Source organism: Paenibacillus sp. PastM-3, from assembly GCF_029893965.1.
Classification (GTDB): domain Bacteria; phylum Bacillota; class Bacilli; order Paenibacillales; family Paenibacillaceae; genus Paenibacillus_AQ.
This window is the reverse complement of record NZ_JARXXP010000005.1, coordinates 179,117-197,402: the sequence shown is the minus strand read 5'-3', so window position 1 is coordinate 197,402 and position 18,286 is coordinate 179,117. Positions and strand designations below refer to the sequence as shown.

General features: G+C 51.8%; 17 protein-coding genes. 13 read left to right on the top strand and 4 right to left on the bottom strand.

The features are described 5' to 3' along the window. The first annotated feature begins 102 nt into the window (after positions 1-102). The 9 genes from M2108_RS11260 to M2108_RS11220 all read left to right on the top strand — a co-directional run bounded on the left by M2108_RS11260 (position 103) and on the right by M2108_RS11220 (position 9,792). On the top strand, positions 103-924 hold the full coding sequence (locus M2108_RS11260) for an HAD-IIA family hydrolase (protein WP_277469433.1): 822 nt from the start codon (positions 103-105) through the stop codon (positions 922-924). 499 nt (positions 925-1,423) lie between these two features. Next, complete coding sequence (locus M2108_RS11255; RefSeq protein WP_277469432.1) at positions 1,424-2,158, top strand: glycerophosphodiester phosphodiesterase; 735 nt, start codon at positions 1,424-1,426, stop codon at positions 2,156-2,158. A gap of 4 nt (positions 2,159-2,162) precedes the next feature. After that, the gene (locus M2108_RS11250) at positions 2,163-2,906 is read left to right on the top strand and encodes a glycerophosphodiester phosphodiesterase (protein WP_277469431.1); all 744 of its coding nucleotides are present in this window, start codon (positions 2,163-2,165) and stop codon (positions 2,904-2,906) included. 217 nt (positions 2,907-3,123) lie between these two features. Further along, complete coding sequence (locus M2108_RS11245; RefSeq protein ID WP_277469430.1) at positions 3,124-4,212, top strand: ABC transporter ATP-binding protein; 1,089 nt, start codon at positions 3,124-3,126, stop codon at positions 4,210-4,212. Continuing rightward, complete coding sequence (locus M2108_RS11240; RefSeq protein ID WP_277469429.1) at positions 4,209-5,087, top strand: carbohydrate ABC transporter permease; 879 nt, start codon at positions 4,209-4,211, stop codon at positions 5,085-5,087. The genes M2108_RS11245 and M2108_RS11240 overlap by 4 nt, the downstream gene beginning before the upstream one ends. 12 nt (positions 5,088-5,099) lie before the next feature. After that, the gene (locus M2108_RS11235) at positions 5,100-5,927 is read left to right on the top strand and encodes a carbohydrate ABC transporter permease (protein ID WP_277469428.1); all 828 of its coding nucleotides are present in this window, start codon (positions 5,100-5,102) and stop codon (positions 5,925-5,927) included. Positions 5,928-6,008: 81 nt separating this feature from the next. Beyond that, on the top strand, positions 6,009-7,319 hold the full coding sequence (locus M2108_RS11230) for an ABC transporter substrate-binding protein (RefSeq protein WP_277469427.1): 1,311 nt from the start codon (positions 6,009-6,011) through the stop codon (positions 7,317-7,319). Between the two features lie 443 nt (positions 7,320-7,762). After that, on the top strand, positions 7,763-8,647 hold the full coding sequence (locus M2108_RS11225; RefSeq protein WP_277469426.1) for a hypothetical protein: 885 nt from the start codon (positions 7,763-7,765) through the stop codon (positions 8,645-8,647). Between the two features lie 77 nt (positions 8,648-8,724). Further along, a complete protein-coding gene (locus tag M2108_RS11220) occupies positions 8,725-9,792 on the top strand; it encodes a TolB-like translocation protein (RefSeq protein WP_277469425.1) in 1,068 nt (355 codons plus the stop codon). A 65-nt stretch (positions 9,793-9,857) separates the two neighbouring features. On the opposite strand, the gene M2108_RS11215 is transcribed toward M2108_RS11220, so the two are convergent. From M2108_RS11215 to M2108_RS11205, 3 genes are read right to left on the bottom strand one after another with little or no spacing between them, the layout of a single operon-like run. Beyond that, positions 9,858-10,643 (bottom strand): cellulose binding domain-containing protein, encoded by a 786-nt coding sequence (locus M2108_RS11215; RefSeq protein ID WP_277469424.1) that lies wholly within the window; start codon positions 10,641-10,643, stop codon positions 9,858-9,860. Continuing rightward, on the bottom strand, positions 10,633-11,409 hold the full coding sequence (locus M2108_RS11210) for a X2-like carbohydrate binding domain-containing protein (RefSeq protein ID WP_277469512.1): 777 nt from the start codon (positions 11,407-11,409) through the stop codon (positions 10,633-10,635). The genes M2108_RS11215 and M2108_RS11210 overlap by 11 nt, the downstream gene beginning before the upstream one ends. Continuing rightward, positions 11,406-12,446 (bottom strand): glycosyl hydrolase, encoded by a 1,041-nt coding sequence (locus M2108_RS11205; protein WP_277469423.1) that lies wholly within the window; start codon positions 12,444-12,446, stop codon positions 11,406-11,408. The genes M2108_RS11210 and M2108_RS11205 overlap by 4 nt, the downstream gene beginning before the upstream one ends. Positions 12,447-12,907: 461 nt before the next feature. On the opposite strand from M2108_RS11205, the gene M2108_RS11200 reads away from it, so the two are divergent. Next, a complete protein-coding gene (locus tag M2108_RS11200) occupies positions 12,908-13,366 on the top strand; it encodes an OsmC family protein (protein WP_277469422.1) in 459 nt (152 codons plus the stop codon). 316 nt (positions 13,367-13,682) lie between these two features. Here the strand turns inward: M2108_RS11200 and M2108_RS11195 are convergent, their stop codons facing one another. Beyond that, on the bottom strand, positions 13,683-14,516 hold the full coding sequence (locus M2108_RS11195) for a MurR/RpiR family transcriptional regulator (RefSeq protein ID WP_277469421.1): 834 nt from the start codon (positions 14,514-14,516) through the stop codon (positions 13,683-13,685). Between the two features lie 182 nt (positions 14,517-14,698). On the opposite strand from M2108_RS11195, the gene M2108_RS11190 reads away from it, so the two are divergent. From M2108_RS11190 to M2108_RS11180, 3 genes are read left to right on the top strand one after another with little or no spacing between them, the layout of a single operon-like run. Next, entirely contained in the window at positions 14,699-15,598 is a 900-nt protein-coding gene (locus tag M2108_RS11190; RefSeq protein WP_277469420.1) for a DUF8171 family membrane protein, read from the top strand. Continuing rightward, on the top strand, positions 15,591-17,423 hold the full coding sequence (locus M2108_RS11185) for an ABC transporter ATP-binding protein (RefSeq protein WP_277469419.1): 1,833 nt from the start codon (positions 15,591-15,593) through the stop codon (positions 17,421-17,423). The genes M2108_RS11190 and M2108_RS11185 overlap by 8 nt, the downstream gene beginning before the upstream one ends. Next, positions 17,407-18,243, top strand: coding sequence for an energy-coupling factor transporter transmembrane component T family protein (locus M2108_RS11180; RefSeq protein ID WP_277469418.1), 837 nt, complete (start codon positions 17,407-17,409; stop codon positions 18,241-18,243). The genes M2108_RS11185 and M2108_RS11180 overlap by 17 nt, the downstream gene beginning before the upstream one ends. The last annotated feature ends 43 nt before the right edge of the window (positions 18,244-18,286 follow it).

Genomic DNA, 18,286 nt, shown 5'->3' with positions numbered 1-18,286 from the left:
TATGCCTATACGCGTAGAGGAGGGCCTCCTTTCTGGAGCTGGTTTTTTTGTGCGCAAAATTCCGGTTGTTCCGGCAACATGAGAGAAATGAGGTGGCCGCAGATGGACATCGCTTCGTATGAAGCCTATTGCTTTGATCTGGATGGAACTGTGTTCATTGGCGACCAGCTGCTTCCGGGAGTGGAGCAGGCAGTGACAGAGCTGCGCAGGCGCGGCAAAAAAATTCTTTTTCTCACCAACAGTGCGGTGCACACCCCGCTGGATTGCCTGAACCGGTTGGCCGCAATGGGCCTCAGCTGCCGGGAAGAGGAGATCTTGACTGCGCTGTATGTCAGCGGAATGTATTTTGCCAGGCAGGAGCCGGAGGCGAGGCTGTACCTGGTCGGTGAAGAGGTGATGCGCAGGCAGATGGAGCTGTGCGGCGTGGCTGTTACGGACGAACCGGCAGCGGCAACCCATGTGCTGATCGGCATGGACCGGAGCTTCACTTACGAGAAGCTGCGGCTCGGAATGACGGCGGCAAGATCGGGGGCAAAGCTGGTGGCTGTGAATCCCGATCCGGTCTGCCCGGTGCCGGGCGGATATATCCCTGATACCTGGGCCATCGTCAAGGCGCTGGAGATCGCAGCGGGGAAACCATCCGAGCTGGTGATGGGCAAGCCGTCACTGTACTACGCCCGGGAAGCACTGCACAAGCTGGGGCTTGCCCCGGAGCGGTGCCTGATGGTCGGCGACCGGCTGGAGACAGATATTCTGATGGGCACCGGCAGCGGCATGCATACTGCACTGGTGCTTACGGGAGTAAGCTCCCTCACGGATATTGAGCAGATGCAGATTCAGCCGCATTATGTGCTGGACACGCTGGCCGATATTGTTTTGCCAGGGATCATACCTGAAAGAACAAGCTATCTAGCAACCAACTAAATGTATAACCTGATGAGAAGACGATCTATCGCTTCCACAGTGAGAAGATCCTGAGAAAGCAAATAAAGGCGGCAGTGCCCGCCCTTTCTTCTTCTCGGAGATGCACTTGTCCTGTTCGTAGGCAATGGAACGGCATAATGAATGCGCCGGGCTGAAATAACTGTACTTTCTGCAACTAAACCTGGCTAAATAGCTCCGCTGCAGGTTTTAACTGCACTCTATACATTTATATTTTCCGAAAACGCCCGGAACAGGCCTTTTTAAGGAGAATAGATGCACGGAATACAGTTATTCTCTAATAATGATTAATTTCTGCTGTTTTAATTGTACAAAGTACACTTAAACCGATTTGACTCTGAACCGACTGACTGAGGATGGCGCTTTAGCAGGGGAGATCCACCGCTGCCTGCCGCTAATCCTAAAGCGGGAACAAGAGCCGTTTTGCTAGTCTCTTAATGATGTTTTATATAGACCCATTCACGAGGAGGTTGAACAGATTATGAATAACTGCAAAGTTTTGGCCCACCGCGGAGCGAGCGCTTATGCTCCTGAGAATACGATGGAAGCCTTCCGGCTGGCGGTTGAGCAGGGGGCAGACGGTTTTGAAATTGATATTAACCTCAGCAAAGACGGGGAAATCGTCGTCATTCATGATGACAGCATTGACCGGACCTCTGATGGACAGGGTGATATTACCTCCTACACGCTGGAGGAGCTTAAAGCCTTCAACTTCAATAAAGGGTTCGCAGAACAATATACAACCGCACGGATCCCAACGCTCCGGGAGGTGCTGGGACTGGTGAAGGAGCACGGTCTGTACCTGAACATTGAGGTCAAGGACATCCTGTCCAAAATGGAGTTGTACGCCGGACTTCCCGGCGCGGCTGCTGAGCTGGTGCGGGAATACGGGCTGACGGATCAGGTGATTTTCTCCTCGTTCAATCATTATTCAATGGTAAAGCTGAAGAATGAGTATCCTGAGATGAAAACAGGGCTGCTGTACATTGCCGGACTGTATCAGGGTGCTGAATATGCCCGGCTGACCAGGGCTGATGCGCTGCATCCGGTGTTCTTCGGAGTGAACCGTGAGGCTGTAGATGAGGCCCGCGCCGCCGGGGTGCAGGTTAATGCCTGGACGGTGAATGAGCCGGAGCATATCGGCTGGATGCTGGCCGCCGGAGTGGATGCGATTATTACGGACCGGCCGGATGTCTGCATCGGGCTGAGAGGTTAGCAGGATGAACAAGACAACCATTTTGGCCCACCGCGGAGCAAGCGCCTATGCCCCGGAGAACACGATGGCTTCCTTTGAACTGGCCCGCCGTATGGGGGCACAAGGGATTGAACTGGATGTGCAATTGACCCGGGACGGCAAGCTGGCTGTCATTCATGACCACACGATCGACCGTACCTCGGACGGCAAAGGTCGGGTCAACGACATGACGCTGGCGGAGCTGCGGCAATACGATTTCTCTTACACCTTCCACGGTGAGTACAGCACCGAGGGCAGCCGGATTCCCGAGCTTAAGGAAGTCATGCAGTTCGCCAAGGAGCATCAGCTGTACATCAACATTGAGACAAAGGATTACGCGAACCCTTACGGAGAAGTGAATGTCCGCACGGCAGAGCTGGTAAAAGCCAGCGGCTATCAGGAGCAGACGCTAATCTCTTCGATTAACCATAACGCAATGGCCTGGCTGAAGCGCGAATATCCGGAGCTGCGGACAGCGATTGCTTTTATGGAAAGCTATTACCGGCTGGATCAATATGCGGCCAGCTGCCGGGCAGATGTGCTGCATCCGTATTATCTTGGCGTGGACGCAGCGTTCATGGAAATAGCCAAGAACAACAGGTATGAGGTGAATCCGTGGACGGTGGATGATGAAGCGGAGATCCTGCGGCTGCAGCAGCTTGGCGTGACACGGATTATGACCAACCGGCCGGATGTGGGTGTGGCAGCGCTGCAGACGGTGACGGTATAGTTTGGACTGAATTCTAACAATAAGGGAAAGTGGCGGAGGGGAATTTTGGAACTGGAGGAGCGGAGCGTCCGCCTTTGTCTGCGGATTTCAACCGCGAACAGCGGTACAATCCAAGAAATCTGCAGAAGGGCAGCAGCCGGAAGTCCAAACATTCTCTGGAGTCACGGCGAAGCCCAAATGTTAATAATGCATACTAACCCCGCCAAAGGAGGAAAACATGAGCAGCATTGTACTGGAGAACGTAAGCAAAGCCTACGGCGATAAAAGCATCATAGAAGGACTCAATCTGACGATTGAGAGCGGAAGCTTCACCGTGCTGGTCGGGCCGTCAGGCTGCGGTAAATCGACGACGCTGCGGATGATTGCCGGGCTGGAGGAGCAGACGGGCGGCCTGATCTCCATCGGCGGCAAGAGCATGAATCAGGTGGAGCCGGGCAAACGGAATCTGGCGATGGTCTTTCAGAATTATGCGCTGTATCCCACAATGACGGTGGAGAAGAACATCGAATACGGACTGAAAAATAACAAGGTACCCAAAGCCGAGCGGAAGCGCCTGATCACTGAAATTGCCGAGACAGTGGGCTTAACGAAGCATCTGCACAAAAAGCCGGAGTTTCTCTCCGGCGGGGAGCGGCAGCGGGTCGCGCTGGCCCGGGCGATGGTCAAGAAACCGGCGGTCTTCCTCATGGATGAGCCGTTGTCGAACCTCGATGCCAAGCTCCGCCAGCAGATGCGCATCGAGCTGATTGAGCTGCATATGAAGTTGGGCGCGACCTTCATCTATGTTACGCATGATCAGGTGGAAGCAATGAGCATGGGCACACAGATTGTGCTGATGGACGGCGGGCGGATTATGCAGGAGGATTCGCCGCACGGGATCTACAATGAGCCGCGCAATATGTTCACCAGCCATTTTATCGGCACGCCGCCGATGAACATTCTGGAGCTTGCCCGGTCAGGCGGCAGCCTTAGCGAAGCACCGAACGGGGCGAAATTCTTCGGATTCCGGCCGGAAAAAGCAAAATTTGTGCCCGAGCCGGGACTTGCGGGTGAGCAGATGCTTGAGCTGGATGCCATCCTCAGCAGCCGCGAGCTGCTTGGCTCAGAAGTGATTTACAAAGCGGTGCTTTCAAGCGGGCAGAACGTAGCCGTCAAATGCTTCGATAGTCCCGAGCGCAGCCTGGAGCCGGTTAAGCTGTATGTAAACAAGGAGCATTTATTCTTTTTCGACGCACAGGAGCAGCGGATTCCGGCAGACGGCAGCAGAGCAGGCGTGACTGTATCGTCCATCGGGAGCACAGCATGAAGAGCCGTAGCAAAAGCATGAGGCTGCTGCCTTATCTGCTGGTTGCGCCGGCGGTGCTGATTCTGACGATTTTTTACATCTATCCGATTCTTTATAACGTATACCTGAGCTTCTTCACCTGGAACATGCGCGGGCCGATGAAGTTCGCCGGACTGGATAATTATATCGAGCTGTTCAAGGGCCGCGATTTTCTCGGTACCCTGAGTAACACGCTGCTCTATATGGTGATGGATGTGACGCTGGTGATGGTGCTGGCGATGCTGTTAGCCCTCTTTTTGCAGAAAAACACCTTCATCAACCGCTTCATCCAGACGCTGAGCTTCACGCCGAACATCATCTCCCTAATCTCAGTCTCGCTGATCTGGATGTGGCTGATGAATACCGATACCGGGCTGTTCAACTATCTGCTCTCTCTGATCGGGGCCGGGCCGGTGGGCTGGCTGACGGATAAGCAGGTGGCGTTATTTTCACTGGTGCTCGTGTCGGTCTGGAAGTCGGTCGGCTTCAATGCGCTGATTATCACCTCGGCTCTCGGCTCAATCCCCGCTCATCTGTATGAGGCTGCGGCACTGGATAATGCATCGAAGCAGTCGGTCTTTTTCCAGATCACGCTCAAAATGATCTCCCCGACCCTGTTCTTTCTGATCCTGATGAACATCATCGGCTCCTTCCAGGTATTCGAGACGATTAACATCATGACCCAGGGAGGACCGGCAAATGCTACGAACACGCTGATCTTCAGTATCTACAAGCAGAGCTTTGAGTACTACCGGGTCGGTTATGCGGCGGCGATGGCGGTGGTGCTGATGGCGATTGTGGGGCTGATTACGATTTTCTACTTCAAGGCCCTGAACAGACGGGTCCATTACCGGTAAAGGAGCAGACTTGTGAAAACATTGATAAGAGCGCCCGGGCTAGTGCTGCGAACTCTCATCTCGGTGCTGCTGATCGTCATCTTCCTGACGCCGTTCTACTGGATGATCCTGACCGCCTTCAAAACACTGGGCGAAGTCCTGGCGATGCCGCCGAAATTCTGGGTCCAGTCGCTACAGTGGCAGAATTTTAAGGATGCTTTTACCCGGATTGATTTCCTGCATTATACGCGGAACTCCCTGATTATTACGCTGGGAACGCTGATTGGTCAGGTGCTGGTGGTTGTTCCGGCGGCTTATGCGTTTGCGAGATATGATTTTAAGGGGAAAAATGGGCTGTTCGGCACTGTGCTGGCGACGATGATGATCCCCGGACAGCTGATCTTTCTGCCAATCTTCGTTATGTTTGCGAAGTCCGGGCTGCTGAATACTTATGTGTCGCTGATTGTCCCTTTTATCGCCAGCGGTACGGCTATCTTCATGCTGCGGCAGACGTTCATGCAGGTTCCTGACTCCCAGCTTGAAGCGGCGCGGCTCGATAATGCCGGAGAATTCAAAATCATCTACACCATCATGATGCCCGCCGCGATTCCAACCCTGTCCACGCTTGCGCTGCTGACGTTTATCGGGACGTGGAACAGTTACTTTTTTCCGCTGGTGTGGACGACGACAGATGCTGTCCGGACGTTGCCGCTCGGGATTCAGAGGCTGCAGGATATTGAGGGCTTAAGCCCGCAGATTGTGATGGCCGGTAATATGATGCTGATTGTGCCGATTCTGCTTGTATTTGTGGTGGCTCGCAAGCAGATTATCAAGGCGTTTACTTACATGGGAGTGAAGTAGCGGCAGCGTCCGCAGGCTCCCGTGCTGATCCATAGCTTCAGCAGTACACATTAGAGAAGATTCTAGGAGGAGAAGTGGACAATGAGTATGTGGAAAAAGAAAGTTCTGCCCCTAATGATGACAGTTCCTGTAACAATGGGGTTGGCTGGTTGTGCACAGACAGATGCTGAAGTGTCGGCGGCACCGTATGAGAAGGGGGATGAAACCATCCAGCTGCAATTCTGGACCTCCGCTGTCGAAGAGGTGAACCAGGCGCTGGTGGACCAGTTCAATGAAACCAAGGGCGCTGAGCTGAACATCCACGTTAATGCCGAGTATCAGGGCGACTATTGGGAAATGCAGCAGAAGGTGAATGCCGCAGCCATCGCCGGTACGCTGCCGAATGTGTTTGTGGACGAAGTGGCGATGACCAAGGGTTTTGCCGACAATGATATTATTGTGAACCTGGAGCCTTATATTAAGGCTACGGATTTTGACCGGTCAGATTTTCAGATCGGGGATCTCGGTAACCTGTACGTCGGTGAGGACCTGTACGCTTTTCCGCATATGAGAAGTGTGCCGGTGATGTATGTGAACAAGACGCTGGCGGCAAAAGCGGGCTTGGATGCGAACGGCCCTGCTACCTTTGCCGAGCTGGAAGCATATCTGCAGGCAGCACATGATGCTACCGGCGAACCGCCGATGTACCTGTTCAACTATGATTTTTGGGTAATGGAGGCGCTGCTGCATTCCTACTCCGATACTACGGTTGTTAATAAAGAAGAAACAGAATCGAATATCAACAGCGAGGGTGCGGTTAAACTGATTACCTTCATTGAGGATCTGGAGTCCAAAGGACTGGTCAAGGTGCTGGGCGTAACTGACTCGGATGCCTTTTATGCCGCGATTGCCAAGCCAAGTACTGCGCTGATCTTCGCCAGTATCGGCGGCTACAAAACGTTTGCGGGGATGGCGCAGCAGAGCGGAATTGAGCTGGGTGTGTCGATGATTCCTACAGGAGAAGATGGAACACGGGGCGTGCCGGTGGGCGGCTCCAATACGTACCTGGCTAATACCGGATCGGATCAGGAAAAAGCGGCTGCCTTCGAATTCATGAAATGGCTGTCCGATACAGAGCAGGCTGCTTACGCTTCTGCCAATACCGGCTACCTGCCGACCCGCCTGTCTTCACTGGACACGGACCTGATGAAAGAAACAATCGCGGCATTCCCCGGCTACCAGGTAGCTTCCGACCAGCTCGAATTCAGCCAAATGCGTCCAATGACCGGTGCATACCACGAGATCGAGGACCTGATGGGCGGCCGGATCAACGAGATCTGGCTGGAGAACCTGAACATTCAGGAGAGCCTGGATAAGCTGGCTGAGGAAGTGAATGTGATTTTGAACCGGTAGGCTGTGTAGGGTTTACAAGATGAATAATAAGAGGGGAAAGCTTCTGCTGATTTTGGCGGGGGCTTTTTTGTAAGCATATGCCTATAAGACACGGGGAAGCGTATGGTTGAGATAGCAAAATTGGATAAATAAGAGATTAGGGATGGTCATAAAAATGTACTTGCATCAAAAATATTTATCATATGTCACTTAAAGAAGCATAGTAAATATGGCGAGGTATTAATACTATTTTTATTATTTGTAAAAAAAAAAATCTAATAAATTAATATTATGGGAAAAAGTAATATATTTGCAACATTTTTTTACATCAAAATACTATATAATACCAATATTGGACATTGAAGGGGGTGTTTATACATCATTCGTCATAGCAGATGTTAGAGTTGAACGTATGTATTACTATTTGCGGTTGGTTAATTACCAATACCAAGGAGGAGATTAGAATGAAAGCAGGAAAAAGTATGAAGTGCATTACTGTGGGCCTATCAGCGTTCATTTTACTATCATCTAATGTTGTAACGGTGAATGCCACTGGAATTTCTACCTCAGGTGTGCCAAAAATTGATTTGGAGACAATAAAATTTCAAATACCAACTTCTTTAGAACCTGGAGCAATATTGACCTATGATGTCGAGCAAGAGCCTACTATAACATATGATACAAGTGCAGTAGATCATGCTACTAATAAAAGTAAGCCGAATCTTTTACAAGCAGAAGTTCCTGATATTGAAGGAAGAGCAGCTGAAGATGAGTTTTTCAAAACAGTGGCGGAATCTGTTAAGAATCTGCCAGTGACTGACCTAGGGTATGATCTTCCTGAACCATCCCCTGGAACTGTAGTTATTTATGGATCTGATGGACATATCAACCGTATTTATCAAGATGAGAATATTGGTTCGAAACAAGCTATTGTAGCAGCTGACATCCCAACGTCGACAGTTCCTTATCCAGGACGATTGCCAGCCGGGACATACACATACGGTTCAGGACAAAAAGTAATTATTTCAGCAGGTGCAGTAACGGGCGAAGGAAGATTTACTGTTTTTCGTGCTGGTGTAGGGGGATCTGGAACAGTGGGATCAAGTAACAAAGTATTGGGAGCAGGAGATGTAGCAACCAAAAGGCAGATTGATAATGCTGTCCATGGAACCCCAATCACTGCTAGAGCACTAGATACTAATATTGTTAAAACGGTATATAAAAACGATATAGGCTCACTTCCTGATGCTGTACTTGATAACTATTTCTGGGGCTGGAATAATGTTCAGTTTGGTTATACTTACAGTGATACCCTATCATTTTCAGGTAGATATTATTATCAGTTTTAAAATGTCTGGCCTATGCCTATGGTTTTATCCCATAGGCATAGTTAATTATAGAAACGGATATGAAGGAGGAAGACAATTTGAAAAAAGGAGTAAAGCTTTTATTTTGTTTTATATGGATATCAATGATACTAATTTCTTGCGAGTCCAAGGAAGCTTCAGTAACAGTTACAAGCACACCGGGTCTCAGCCCACTGGTTGAATCAACAACAGCGCCCCGTATAGCAGATTACATAACAATGTCATATTCACAGTACGCCACAACAGATGATAACGGAGCCATCAAGACTCAAATTTTAAGCTATGAACCGGATACTAAAGTAATGAAAAAGGTATTTGAATTTGACTACACAGCTCAATATCCGTTGGGCTTTTATGATAAGTCTAATGAAAGAGTGTATTACACCCAAAGGGTAGATACTGAAAAAGACTATGGTGACCAGATATTTGTTAGAGATTTAGCGGAGGGAACAAGCATTCAATTAACGGAAAGCTTATTTGCAGTTAACTACATTATCCCTTCGGGAAACCAGCTGTTCTTTGTGGCTAATGTGAAAGGAGAGCAGGCTATCCGATTAGGAGCTATTGATCTTAATACCAATGTGATGACGCTTTGGGGAGACGAGGATATGCTTGTGGAGGCAATAACCCTGGATCATTCGAAGCAGAAAATCTATGTCTCTGCCTATTCGTTAGAACAAAGAAATTATAGTCAGACCCATCAGGATGGACCAGCGGGCCAGAACAATTTTAAAATGCCAACTTATACGGTCTATGAAACAGACTATGACTTGAAAGAGAAAACTAAGCTATTTAGTAAAAATTACTGGATTCGTATGCTAATGAATACAGATGGGCATATTTATGCGTTTTGTGACAAGGAGTACAATAAGGGCCAAGACCCTTCTACAGTTGTTGATTATGATATTGCTATGAAAACAATGAATGAGACCAAATGGGGGACTGCACGGCTGCAAAGAGGGGAAGCTAATTACTCAAGTGACGGAAATAAAATATATGCGATAGCGATTGTTAAAAACAAGCGTGGTTTACATGAATATAATGTGCAAAATAATACTTTTACTGCACTATTTACGCCTGAGGACGGGTTTATTAATAACATCCAGGTTGTGAGGGGAAATCACTAATACGTTTTTAAGTACAAAGTGAAGAGTGGACCAGGGGAAATCCCCTGGTCCATTTTTTTACCTGCTTAAGGCTCAATTCCCCACACCAGCTGGCCGCTCACATAACCGGTGACTTTATCATGGTTGGCGAACTGGGTGCCGGAGGCCTTGAAGGAGTAATCGTCAGCCTGATTGTAATTGGACCAGTCGGATTTGGAGAAGCGGGTCTGGATTTCTGCGCTCTGGCCGGGATTAAGGATTCCCGCTGCACTAGTAAAGCCGATCTCCAGCGCATAGTCCGCTCCGGTTACCGGGGTTTCCAGCTTCGCAAAATTGGCGGTGACATTTGCGCTTCCGACACTGGCCCAGTCGCTCCAGAAGCTCTGCGCTTTATCCCCGTCGATGGTGTAGTAATACCGGAGCTTGACGTCGCTAAGCTGGATCGCCGAGGTTCCGTTGTTGGTTACTTTGAATTTTGGCGATATGCCGCTGCTGGAGGCACTGGTGTTGCCGTTAAAGGCCTGGATCGTCAGGTTTCCTGCCGGTACGGTAACACTGCTGTCCGTCACATTTACAGTAAGAACGGCATTATTCCCCGCGTTAAAATGAAAGGTTATCACATGCTGGCCGACCGGCAGAGTAGCAAGATACGATTTTTTCAGAACAACAGCAGTGCTTGTTGCCGTATAATCCTGGCCGGAGGCAAGCGCGGCAGTTCCTTTGGTCACACTTGTCAGCTGATGTCCGTTCAAGGAGAGAGCTACGGAGATGTCCTGCTGCAGGGCTGCCGCTTTGTCAAAGGCTGAAGTTACCGGCGCAATTGAAGCGTCCGGCCCCGGCCCCGGTGTTGTATCAATGATTTTAACCTTCAATAACAGGGTCTTGTCCCTGATTGAAGTCCAGCACGATGGAATGCTCGCCGACCGGCAGCTGGGCAAGGTACGCTTTTTTCAGAGTCAGCGTATTTCCGTTCAGGGTGTAATCCAGAGCTGCAGTCAAGGCGGTAGTGCCTGCCCGGAGAGCGGTTAGCGTATTGCCGTTAGGAATTACGGTTATAGCTTTGTCACTCTGATTAGGCGTATTTTTGTCAAATTCGACGTTTGCCGGTGTGATAGACGCATTTGGAATGGGGTTATTCACACTCAGGTCAGGCAGCTCATCCAGGGTAATGACATAATTGCTCTGGTAGAGCGTTGTCAGGGTCGCCGGATAATTAAAAGCAGAGCTCATAAGATGTTCGCCGTACCAAGGCAGGAAGTAGAGCCAGCCGGATTTCTCCTCTGTCAGGTTCTTTACGCTCGGGATGGTGTCGTTTTCCGTCATCGCTACCATTTTGGTACCGCCGGTTAAGTCCACCAGCTGATAAAAAATCGAAGTAATCGCATCCTCATTAGGCACGCCGGACAATCCGTCATAGCGGTTGTAGATTGTATTGTATTTATCGTAACCGACCAGATCGACCTGGGTCTTGCCCGGATACCATGCCGGAGAAGTGCTGTATACATAGCTGTTGTAGGTCCAGATCAGGTTGTGCAGGCCATACGTTTCTGTGAGTCTGGTATAGAGCTGATCCCATAGCTGCTTGTAGACCTCAGCCCCGGCCGATGCCCACCAGAACCAGGCGCCTTCCCCGTTCAGCCCGCGTTACCCTCTGCCTCATGGTAAGGACGGAACAGGACTGGAACGTTGTTATCCTGCAGAATCAGCAGCTGCTCCGCCAGATCATCGATAGCCGTCATCACATACTGATATTCTTTGGTACCGGGAATGACTGCATTGGCCGTATTAAAATTGGTTTCTGTCGGCTTGTAGGTGGCTTTCTTCCAGTCTACGAATTCGCCGGCCTGATAGGTGGTAAAGTCACGGGGCACATTGATATGCCAGGAGGCGGTTGCGATCCCTCCGCGGTTATTGACCCAGTCGATCATCCGGCTCGTTGTTCCGTCCTCCCAGCCATACAGCGGATTATAGTTCATGAAGTCAAAGCCGCGGATCGCCGGATATTTGCCGGTCAGATTGTGAATCCAGTCGAACTCAAGCTCGGCATTACCGTCATTCCCGCCGCCGTAAATCTCCTGCTGGCCGGAGATGATATGATTGCCGTAAACCTCTGTTAAATAGTTCATCAGCAGCTGTGTTTCCGGGGTGGCCTGGGGATCGGTGAGGACCGGCTGCACATTCAGAGGATCGAGATCAGCATAATCGACAGTGAAGGTATCGAAATAGGCGAAGCCCCAGCCTGCCTTGATCTGGAGGGTGTTGACGCCCTGGTTCAGCTTGTGGAAGCCGAAATCGAAATCCTTCCAGGTGGTTGTGTAGGGCAGCATATACGTGCCTTTGGTAACGCCGTTTACGGTTAAAGACTGCTGCCTGCCGTCAGCGCTAAGCTCCTGCATATACCGGGTACTGACCGAATACATGCCGGTTTCCGGGACAGTGACTGAGAAGGTTAATGTGCCGGAGTTCTGCATCCAGACAAAGCCGCTTCCGGAGTAGCCAGGCTTGGGTGTTCCGTAAATCTGCGTAACTACCTGGAGGTCGGAGCTGAGCTGGGCATTTTCACTTTCAATCGTGTACAGCGGGGCTTCTGCATGAGCGGGGGCAAGCCTCACCATTCCAAGCAGCAGAGTAATTACGAGCACCATTGCGCCTGCTTTTTTGACTAAATCTTTCATCGTCATCTTCCTTTCCATAATGAAATAGGATGAATAACTTATAGTCTACTGATTCATGATGGCGCTTTCATAGAAAATATAGCATATGTAACAAAAGATGTAAATATATGGAGAATGGAAAAACGAAGATAGTCTAAAATATTGAGATGCTGGTTTGCCATGGTATAATACGGCTTAGCCTTTGCTTCATTATTCCACCTGTAAGGAGAATCAATGAACACAATAAATTACTTGGAGACCAGACCCGGAACCCGGTTCGATGAATCCGATCCTGCGCAGGACGGGAATAAAAATACTAAGTTTGCTGATCTGATTATTGACGGACATCCCCTGTACCAGAAGCTTATAAAGTATGATCTGGCCCTTTTTATTTTGAATGGACAAACTATAAAAGCGCTATTGAGTCTACGTTAGGTACAGCGGGGGTTCAGTAACTTTAAAGAGAGGAATGAGGCTAGAACATGAAACATCCTTTTCATCTAAAAGCGGTTTGGAACGGCGGACGTAACAGTGAGGGGCATATTGACGCAGGCGGGCTGAAAACAGTCATATCGATTCCCCAGGAGATGGGCGGGCCGGGAACGGGGACCAATCCTGATGAAATGCTGCTGGGGGCAGCGGCTACCTGTTATCTGATTACACTGGCAGCGATGCTGGAGCGTTCCGATATTACACCTCAGGAGCTGACGCTGGAGTCCGAGGCGACCGTGGATGTGACGAATAATGTGTTTACGTACGAACGGATTGTGCATAAGCCGCGTATTGTGCTCAGAGCAGATGTGACTGAGGCTGAGCTTGCGAAAACAGAACGGCTGGCGCATAAGGCCGAGCAGTCTTGTATGATCTCGCGGGCCGTGGCGGGAAATGTAGCGATAGAGACGCTGCCTAGTATTGTTACGGCGGAGCCGGATGCGGTGTAAATGAAGCAGAATGAGCTGTCTGATGGAGCACTTTATTGATCTGAATTCATACTAAGTGGAAATTCGCCACCTAATTCTCTGATAAATTCCGAAATCAGGAAACTAATTGGAAAAACACCACTTCATTTCGCCCGAATGGCCTTTAGAACGGTAAATGGCTCCATATAGATGACGTTTTTCCAACTAAATGATGTAAATATCGAAAAGTACTGAAATTAAGTGGCAAAAATCCAACTAGATTAATGAGATCCATAAAAAGACGCCCGCACCAGGACCAATAAGTCCTACGCCAGGCGTCTTTTTGCTGCGCACATAATCAGCTCCGCGGCAGCCTGCTCCCGTACCTTGCCCGCAGCTGCTGGAGCTTGTCGAGCTTCTTCAAGCTGCGGTCCTTGCTCAGCAGGCCGACGCCGAGGATCAGATTTTCGATAATGTAAATGGGTCCGACCATCGAATGAAATTCCCATACCTCACCCCGCCCGGCGTACAGCACAATATCGGCATCCTGCGAACGGGGAAAGACCAGCCTGTCGGTAATCAGGATGACGAAGTAGCCTGCCTCCTGCGCATAGTCGAGGATGACATCCGTTTCAGGCAGCAGCTGGACGAAGCCGAAGACGAGTACGACATCCTTTTTGCCGGCATGCATCAGGGACTCCATCAGCTCATGGCCGCTGGGTGCCATCTTTTTCAGGTTCAGCCCGTAGCGGGCCATCCGGTAAATCATCAGCTCGGCGAGACCGGCGCACGGGCCGGGGCTGTAAATGTAAATATGCCGGGCAGCGGACAGGGCGGCTACCGCGCGCTCAAGAATGGCTTCGTTCAGGTAGCGGTTCGTCTCCTGCAGGTGATGCGAGGCTACATCCAGCAGCATTTGCGGGAGGGAGCTGCCGCCGGTCCGCTGCATGGCATCGCGCATTTTTTCGGACGGGGTGGACTCGAAGCGGAAGCGCAGGCTGTTCTTGAAATCCTTGGCGTGGCGGTAGCCGGCCGCTTTCCAGAAGCGGGAGACCGAGGCGATGCTGATGCCCAGCTCGTCGGCCATTTCCTGCTCGGTCATGTAGAGGACGCGCAGCTCATTTTTTTGAATGAAATCGGCAATTACCCGCTGGTTCGGGGAAAAGGGACGACGGTTCCAGTCCTTATACATATAGGCAGTTGACCTCCTGGAATGATGATGCTCCTCCACTATAGCCTGCCAGTGTGTTGTAAATATTTTTACAGCGTTAAAAAACATGGAAAAAAGATTACACCCTCTTAACAAACGGGAAAAGCTGTGCTGACATGCTCTTTCTATACTTAAGTTAAATTCTTGAAGGGGGCCATTACGAAATGAGTACGTTAAAAACGCGCTACACGCTGACCCAATCCCAGAAAATGATGATCTTCGTGCTGTCCATGTCGCTCTACGGTTTGTCCAACATGTTCACGGAGCTGATTCCAAGTGTCCAGCTGGGGCCGATTGAGCTGTCGGTCGAGTATTTCGCCTTCATTCCGCTGACGCTCTGTATGCTGTTTCACCCGCTGTATGCGGCGGTGGGGGCGGCGGTTGGCGAAGTGATCTTCGGTGAGCTGATGCTGGGGCAGTTCGGCGGGCTGGGTGAGCTGGAAAAATTCATTACGTTCTCGCTCGCAATGTACATCGCCGGCCGGATGGTGTCCGATCCCAAAAACCGCAGGCAGGTCGGCATCGCGGCGATCAGCGGGGTGGCGATCCACCAGTTCTGCAGCTCGGTCATCGACATTGCCAAGGTGTGGGTCGGTGTGGAGGAGCTTGAAGCGGTTCAAGGCTTAGCTGAAAGTATTGTCATCATCGAAGGTGTCGGATTTCTGAATGATGTACTGTTCTCGGGCATTCTGTTCGCTTTGCTGCCGACGATGTATCTGGTACCCCGCTTGTACGGTAAAATCGAACCGCTGCTCGGCATGAAGCCGCGCGAACGGAATATGCAGTATGCTTCCGGGAGCAAATCGTGGCTGTCGCCGAAGCTGCTGGGCGGCGCCATTCTGCTGGCCCTGATTGCGATGGGGGCAGAGCTGCTGTCGGAGTCCGGCTGGAGCATCGGCGAATTCGAGCTGCCGGGGGCAGAGTCGCATGAAGGGCTGCTGATCTGGATCAGCATGCTGGCAGCCGCAGTAGTTGCAGCAGCAGTAGTTGCAGCAGCAGTGCTGGCGGTAATCCTGCGGAAGGCTTCGCGCAGGCGGCAGGAAGCGGGGCAGCTGGATGGATAAGCCGCTGCTGGAACTGAGCAATGTATCCTTTACCTATCCCGGTGCGGAACAGCCGGTGCTGCAGGAGGTTTCGTTGACCCTCCAGCAGGGGGATTTCGTGGCGGTCATCGGCAGCAACGGCTCGGGCAAATCGACACTGTGCAAATGCTTCAACGGGCTGATTCCGCATTATTACACCGGTGACTTTGAAGGTGAGCTTAAGCTGCTGGGAGAATCAGCGGAAGGCAAGCGGGTCAGCGAGCTGTCCCGGCATATCGGATATGTGTATCAGGATTTCGAGAACCAGCTGGTCCGGCCGACGGTGCTGGATGATGTGTGCTTCACGCCGCTCAATTACGGGCTGGCCGATTACCGGGAGCGGGGACGGCGTGCTCTGGAGCTTACGGGCCTGAGCGGTTTGAGCCGTGAATTCATCTGGCAGCTCAGCGGCGGGCAAAAGCATCTGCTGGCGCTGGCCGGGGCCCTTGCGATGGACCCGGACATCCTGGTCATCGATGAGCCGGTGGCCCAGCTCGATCCGCAGCATGCGCGGCAGATCTATGAAATCCTGCGCCGGCTGAATGAGCACCACGGCAAGACGATAGTTGTGATTGAGCATCACGCGGAGTTCATTGCGGAGTACTGCCGCTCAGTGGTGCTCATGGACGGCGGGCGGCTGCGCTGGCAGAAGCCGGTCCGCGAAGCGCTCACCTCGGTGGAGGAGCTGCTCGCTTTAGGGATTTACCCGCCCGATGTGACCCGGGCGGCCTGGCTGCTCCAGCCGGACCGGCAGGCAGCCGGGGATTATCCGCTCAGCTGTAAGGAGGGGCGGGCTTGGTTTGGGAGTCGGGCTGCTGATGTGAATGCCGCTAATACTGCTAATGCTGTCAATGCTGCCAATGCCCAGACTCTGGCTGCAGCTTCAGCCGAAGCTGATCCAGCAGTTCCTTCGGGTGCCACACCGCATGCGGGTACTACTGCAGCCGGGGTCGGCTCCCATAAGGCAGAACCGATTGTCCGGATGGAGCAGATCAAGCTCTCATACCGGACAATCCACAAGACGCTGCAGCCGGTGATCGGCGGCATTAGCCTGGAGCTGTACGCCGGGGAGCGCGTGGCGCTGATCGGCAACAATGGAGCGGGCAAATCCTCGCTGATGAAGCTGATTGCCGGCATCACTGTCCCGACCGGCGGTACTGTACAGGTCAAAGACATTACCGTGAACGGATTGCCGCCGGAGCGGCTGTCAGGCATCGTGTCTTATGTGTTCCAGAACCCCGAGGATATGTTCATCGACGATTCGGTACGCGGAGAGATCGCTTATTACCTGAAAGCGAGAAAGCTCGCAGATCTGGACGAAAGAGTTGAAGAGATGCTGCAGGCCTTCCGCCTGCAGGAGCTGGCCGAGCGGGATGCCCGGCTGCTCAGCGGCGGGCAGCAGCGCCGGGTGTCGCTGGCAATTGGCGCCGCCGTCCGTCCGGCAGTCATGCTGCTGGATGAGCCGACCGCCAATCTCGATATTTCAACGAAGCAGGAGATGACACGGGTGCTGGAGGCGCTGCGCGGCCATGTCGAGACGGTTGTCATCGCTACGCATGACATGGCTCTGGTGGCCGAATGGGCTACCCGGATCATCGTGATGAGCGAAGGCCGGATTCTTGCCGACGGCGATAAGAAGGCTATATTTTCAGACGGGCAGCTGCTGCGGCGCGCCGGACTAGCCGAAACCCAGCTGATGGAAATGAGCCGGTTGCTGAACCTGCCGCAAATCTGCAGCAGCCTGGAGGCATTCACCGCTGCGGCGGAATGTAGAAAGGGGGAGCTTGTACATGGTGGAAGCCGTTAAACGGGCGCTGGGCAAAATCTCCGTTGAGCACATCAAGCTGGAGCTGCTCAGCACCGCGTATAACAGCAGCAGCACGTTTCTGGGCAGGCTTGACCCGCGGATGCTGCTGATCTGGTACTTATTTTTTGCCATTACGCCGTGGTTCATCTATAACCGCACGATCCTGCTCGGAATGTTTGTCTTTATGGTGGTTACGACGGTATTGTCCAAGGTCAGTCCGTATATTGTCTTTATCCTCTGTCTCGGTCTGGTCAGCCAGATCGGCTGGATGTTCCTGCTGTCGCTGTTCTTCGGCGGAGGCGCTGAATCGCTGCTGCCGATGCTGACCCTGACGCTCAAGCTGTCGGTGATTTCGCTGGCAAGCATTACGGTATTCTCCAGCCTTGACCCTGAGCGCCTGAGTGACGGGCTATCCGCGCTCGGTGTTCCGGATGCTTTTGCCTTTAGCCTGTCGTATGGTTACCGCATTCTGCCGACGCTGCTGGAGGAGTTCCACCAGATTTTGCTCTCGTTCAGGCTCAGGGGGCAACGGCCGGCGAAGCACGGGTTTCTCTACCTGCGAACCGCCGCGTATTACCTGCGGATTCTCGTACTGGTCTTCTATCCGCTGATGCTGAACACAGCCAAGCGTTCACGCACCACGGTTGAAGCCCTTGAGACCAGGGGCTACACCTATGCAGTAAACAATCCGAAGGTCAAAAAGCTGCGTCTGTCCTATCTGGCCATGCAGCGCCGGGACTGGCTGTTTGCTGCCTTCTCCGCTGCATATATCAGCCTGCTGTTCCCGCTGGGAGCCGCTTTTCCTAATCTGCTCTATTAATCTGCTCTATTAATCTGCCCTATTAACCCAGAAAACTAAGGAG

What these genes read in the sequence shown, in the direction of transcription:
- M2108_RS11260 (WP_277469433.1), top strand. Translation starts at nt 103, where the DNA reads ATGGACATCGCTTCGTATGAAGCCTATTGCTTTGATCTGGATGGAACT.
- M2108_RS11255 (WP_277469432.1), top strand. Translation starts at nt 1,424, where the DNA reads ATGAATAACTGCAAAGTTTTGGCCCACCGCGGAGCGAGCGCTTATGCT.
- M2108_RS11250 (WP_277469431.1), top strand. Translation starts at nt 2,163, where the DNA reads ATGAACAAGACAACCATTTTGGCCCACCGCGGAGCAAGCGCCTATGCC.
- M2108_RS11245 (WP_277469430.1), top strand. Translation starts at nt 3,124, where the DNA reads ATGAGCAGCATTGTACTGGAGAACGTAAGCAAAGCCTACGGCGATAAA.
- M2108_RS11240 (WP_277469429.1), top strand. Translation starts at nt 4,209, where the DNA reads ATGAAGAGCCGTAGCAAAAGCATGAGGCTGCTGCCTTATCTGCTGGTT.
- M2108_RS11230 (WP_277469427.1), top strand. Translation starts at nt 6,009, where the DNA reads ATGAGTATGTGGAAAAAGAAAGTTCTGCCCCTAATGATGACAGTTCCT.
- M2108_RS11225 (WP_277469426.1), top strand. Translation starts at nt 7,763, where the DNA reads ATGAAAGCAGGAAAAAGTATGAAGTGCATTACTGTGGGCCTATCAGCG.
- M2108_RS11205 (WP_277469423.1), bottom strand. Translation starts at nt 12,446, where the DNA reads ATGAAAGATTTAGTCAAAAAAGCAGGCGCAATGGTGCTCGTAATTACT.
- M2108_RS11200 (WP_277469422.1), top strand. Translation starts at nt 12,908, where the DNA reads ATGAAACATCCTTTTCATCTAAAAGCGGTTTGGAACGGCGGACGTAAC.
- M2108_RS11195 (WP_277469421.1), bottom strand. Translation starts at nt 14,516, where the DNA reads ATGTATAAGGACTGGAACCGTCGTCCCTTTTCCCCGAACCAGCGGGTA.
- M2108_RS11190 (WP_277469420.1), top strand. Translation starts at nt 14,699, where the DNA reads ATGAGTACGTTAAAAACGCGCTACACGCTGACCCAATCCCAGAAAATG.
- M2108_RS11185 (WP_277469419.1), top strand. Translation starts at nt 15,591, where the DNA reads ATGGATAAGCCGCTGCTGGAACTGAGCAATGTATCCTTTACCTATCCC.
- M2108_RS11180 (WP_277469418.1), top strand. Translation starts at nt 17,407, where the DNA reads ATGGTGGAAGCCGTTAAACGGGCGCTGGGCAAAATCTCCGTTGAGCAC.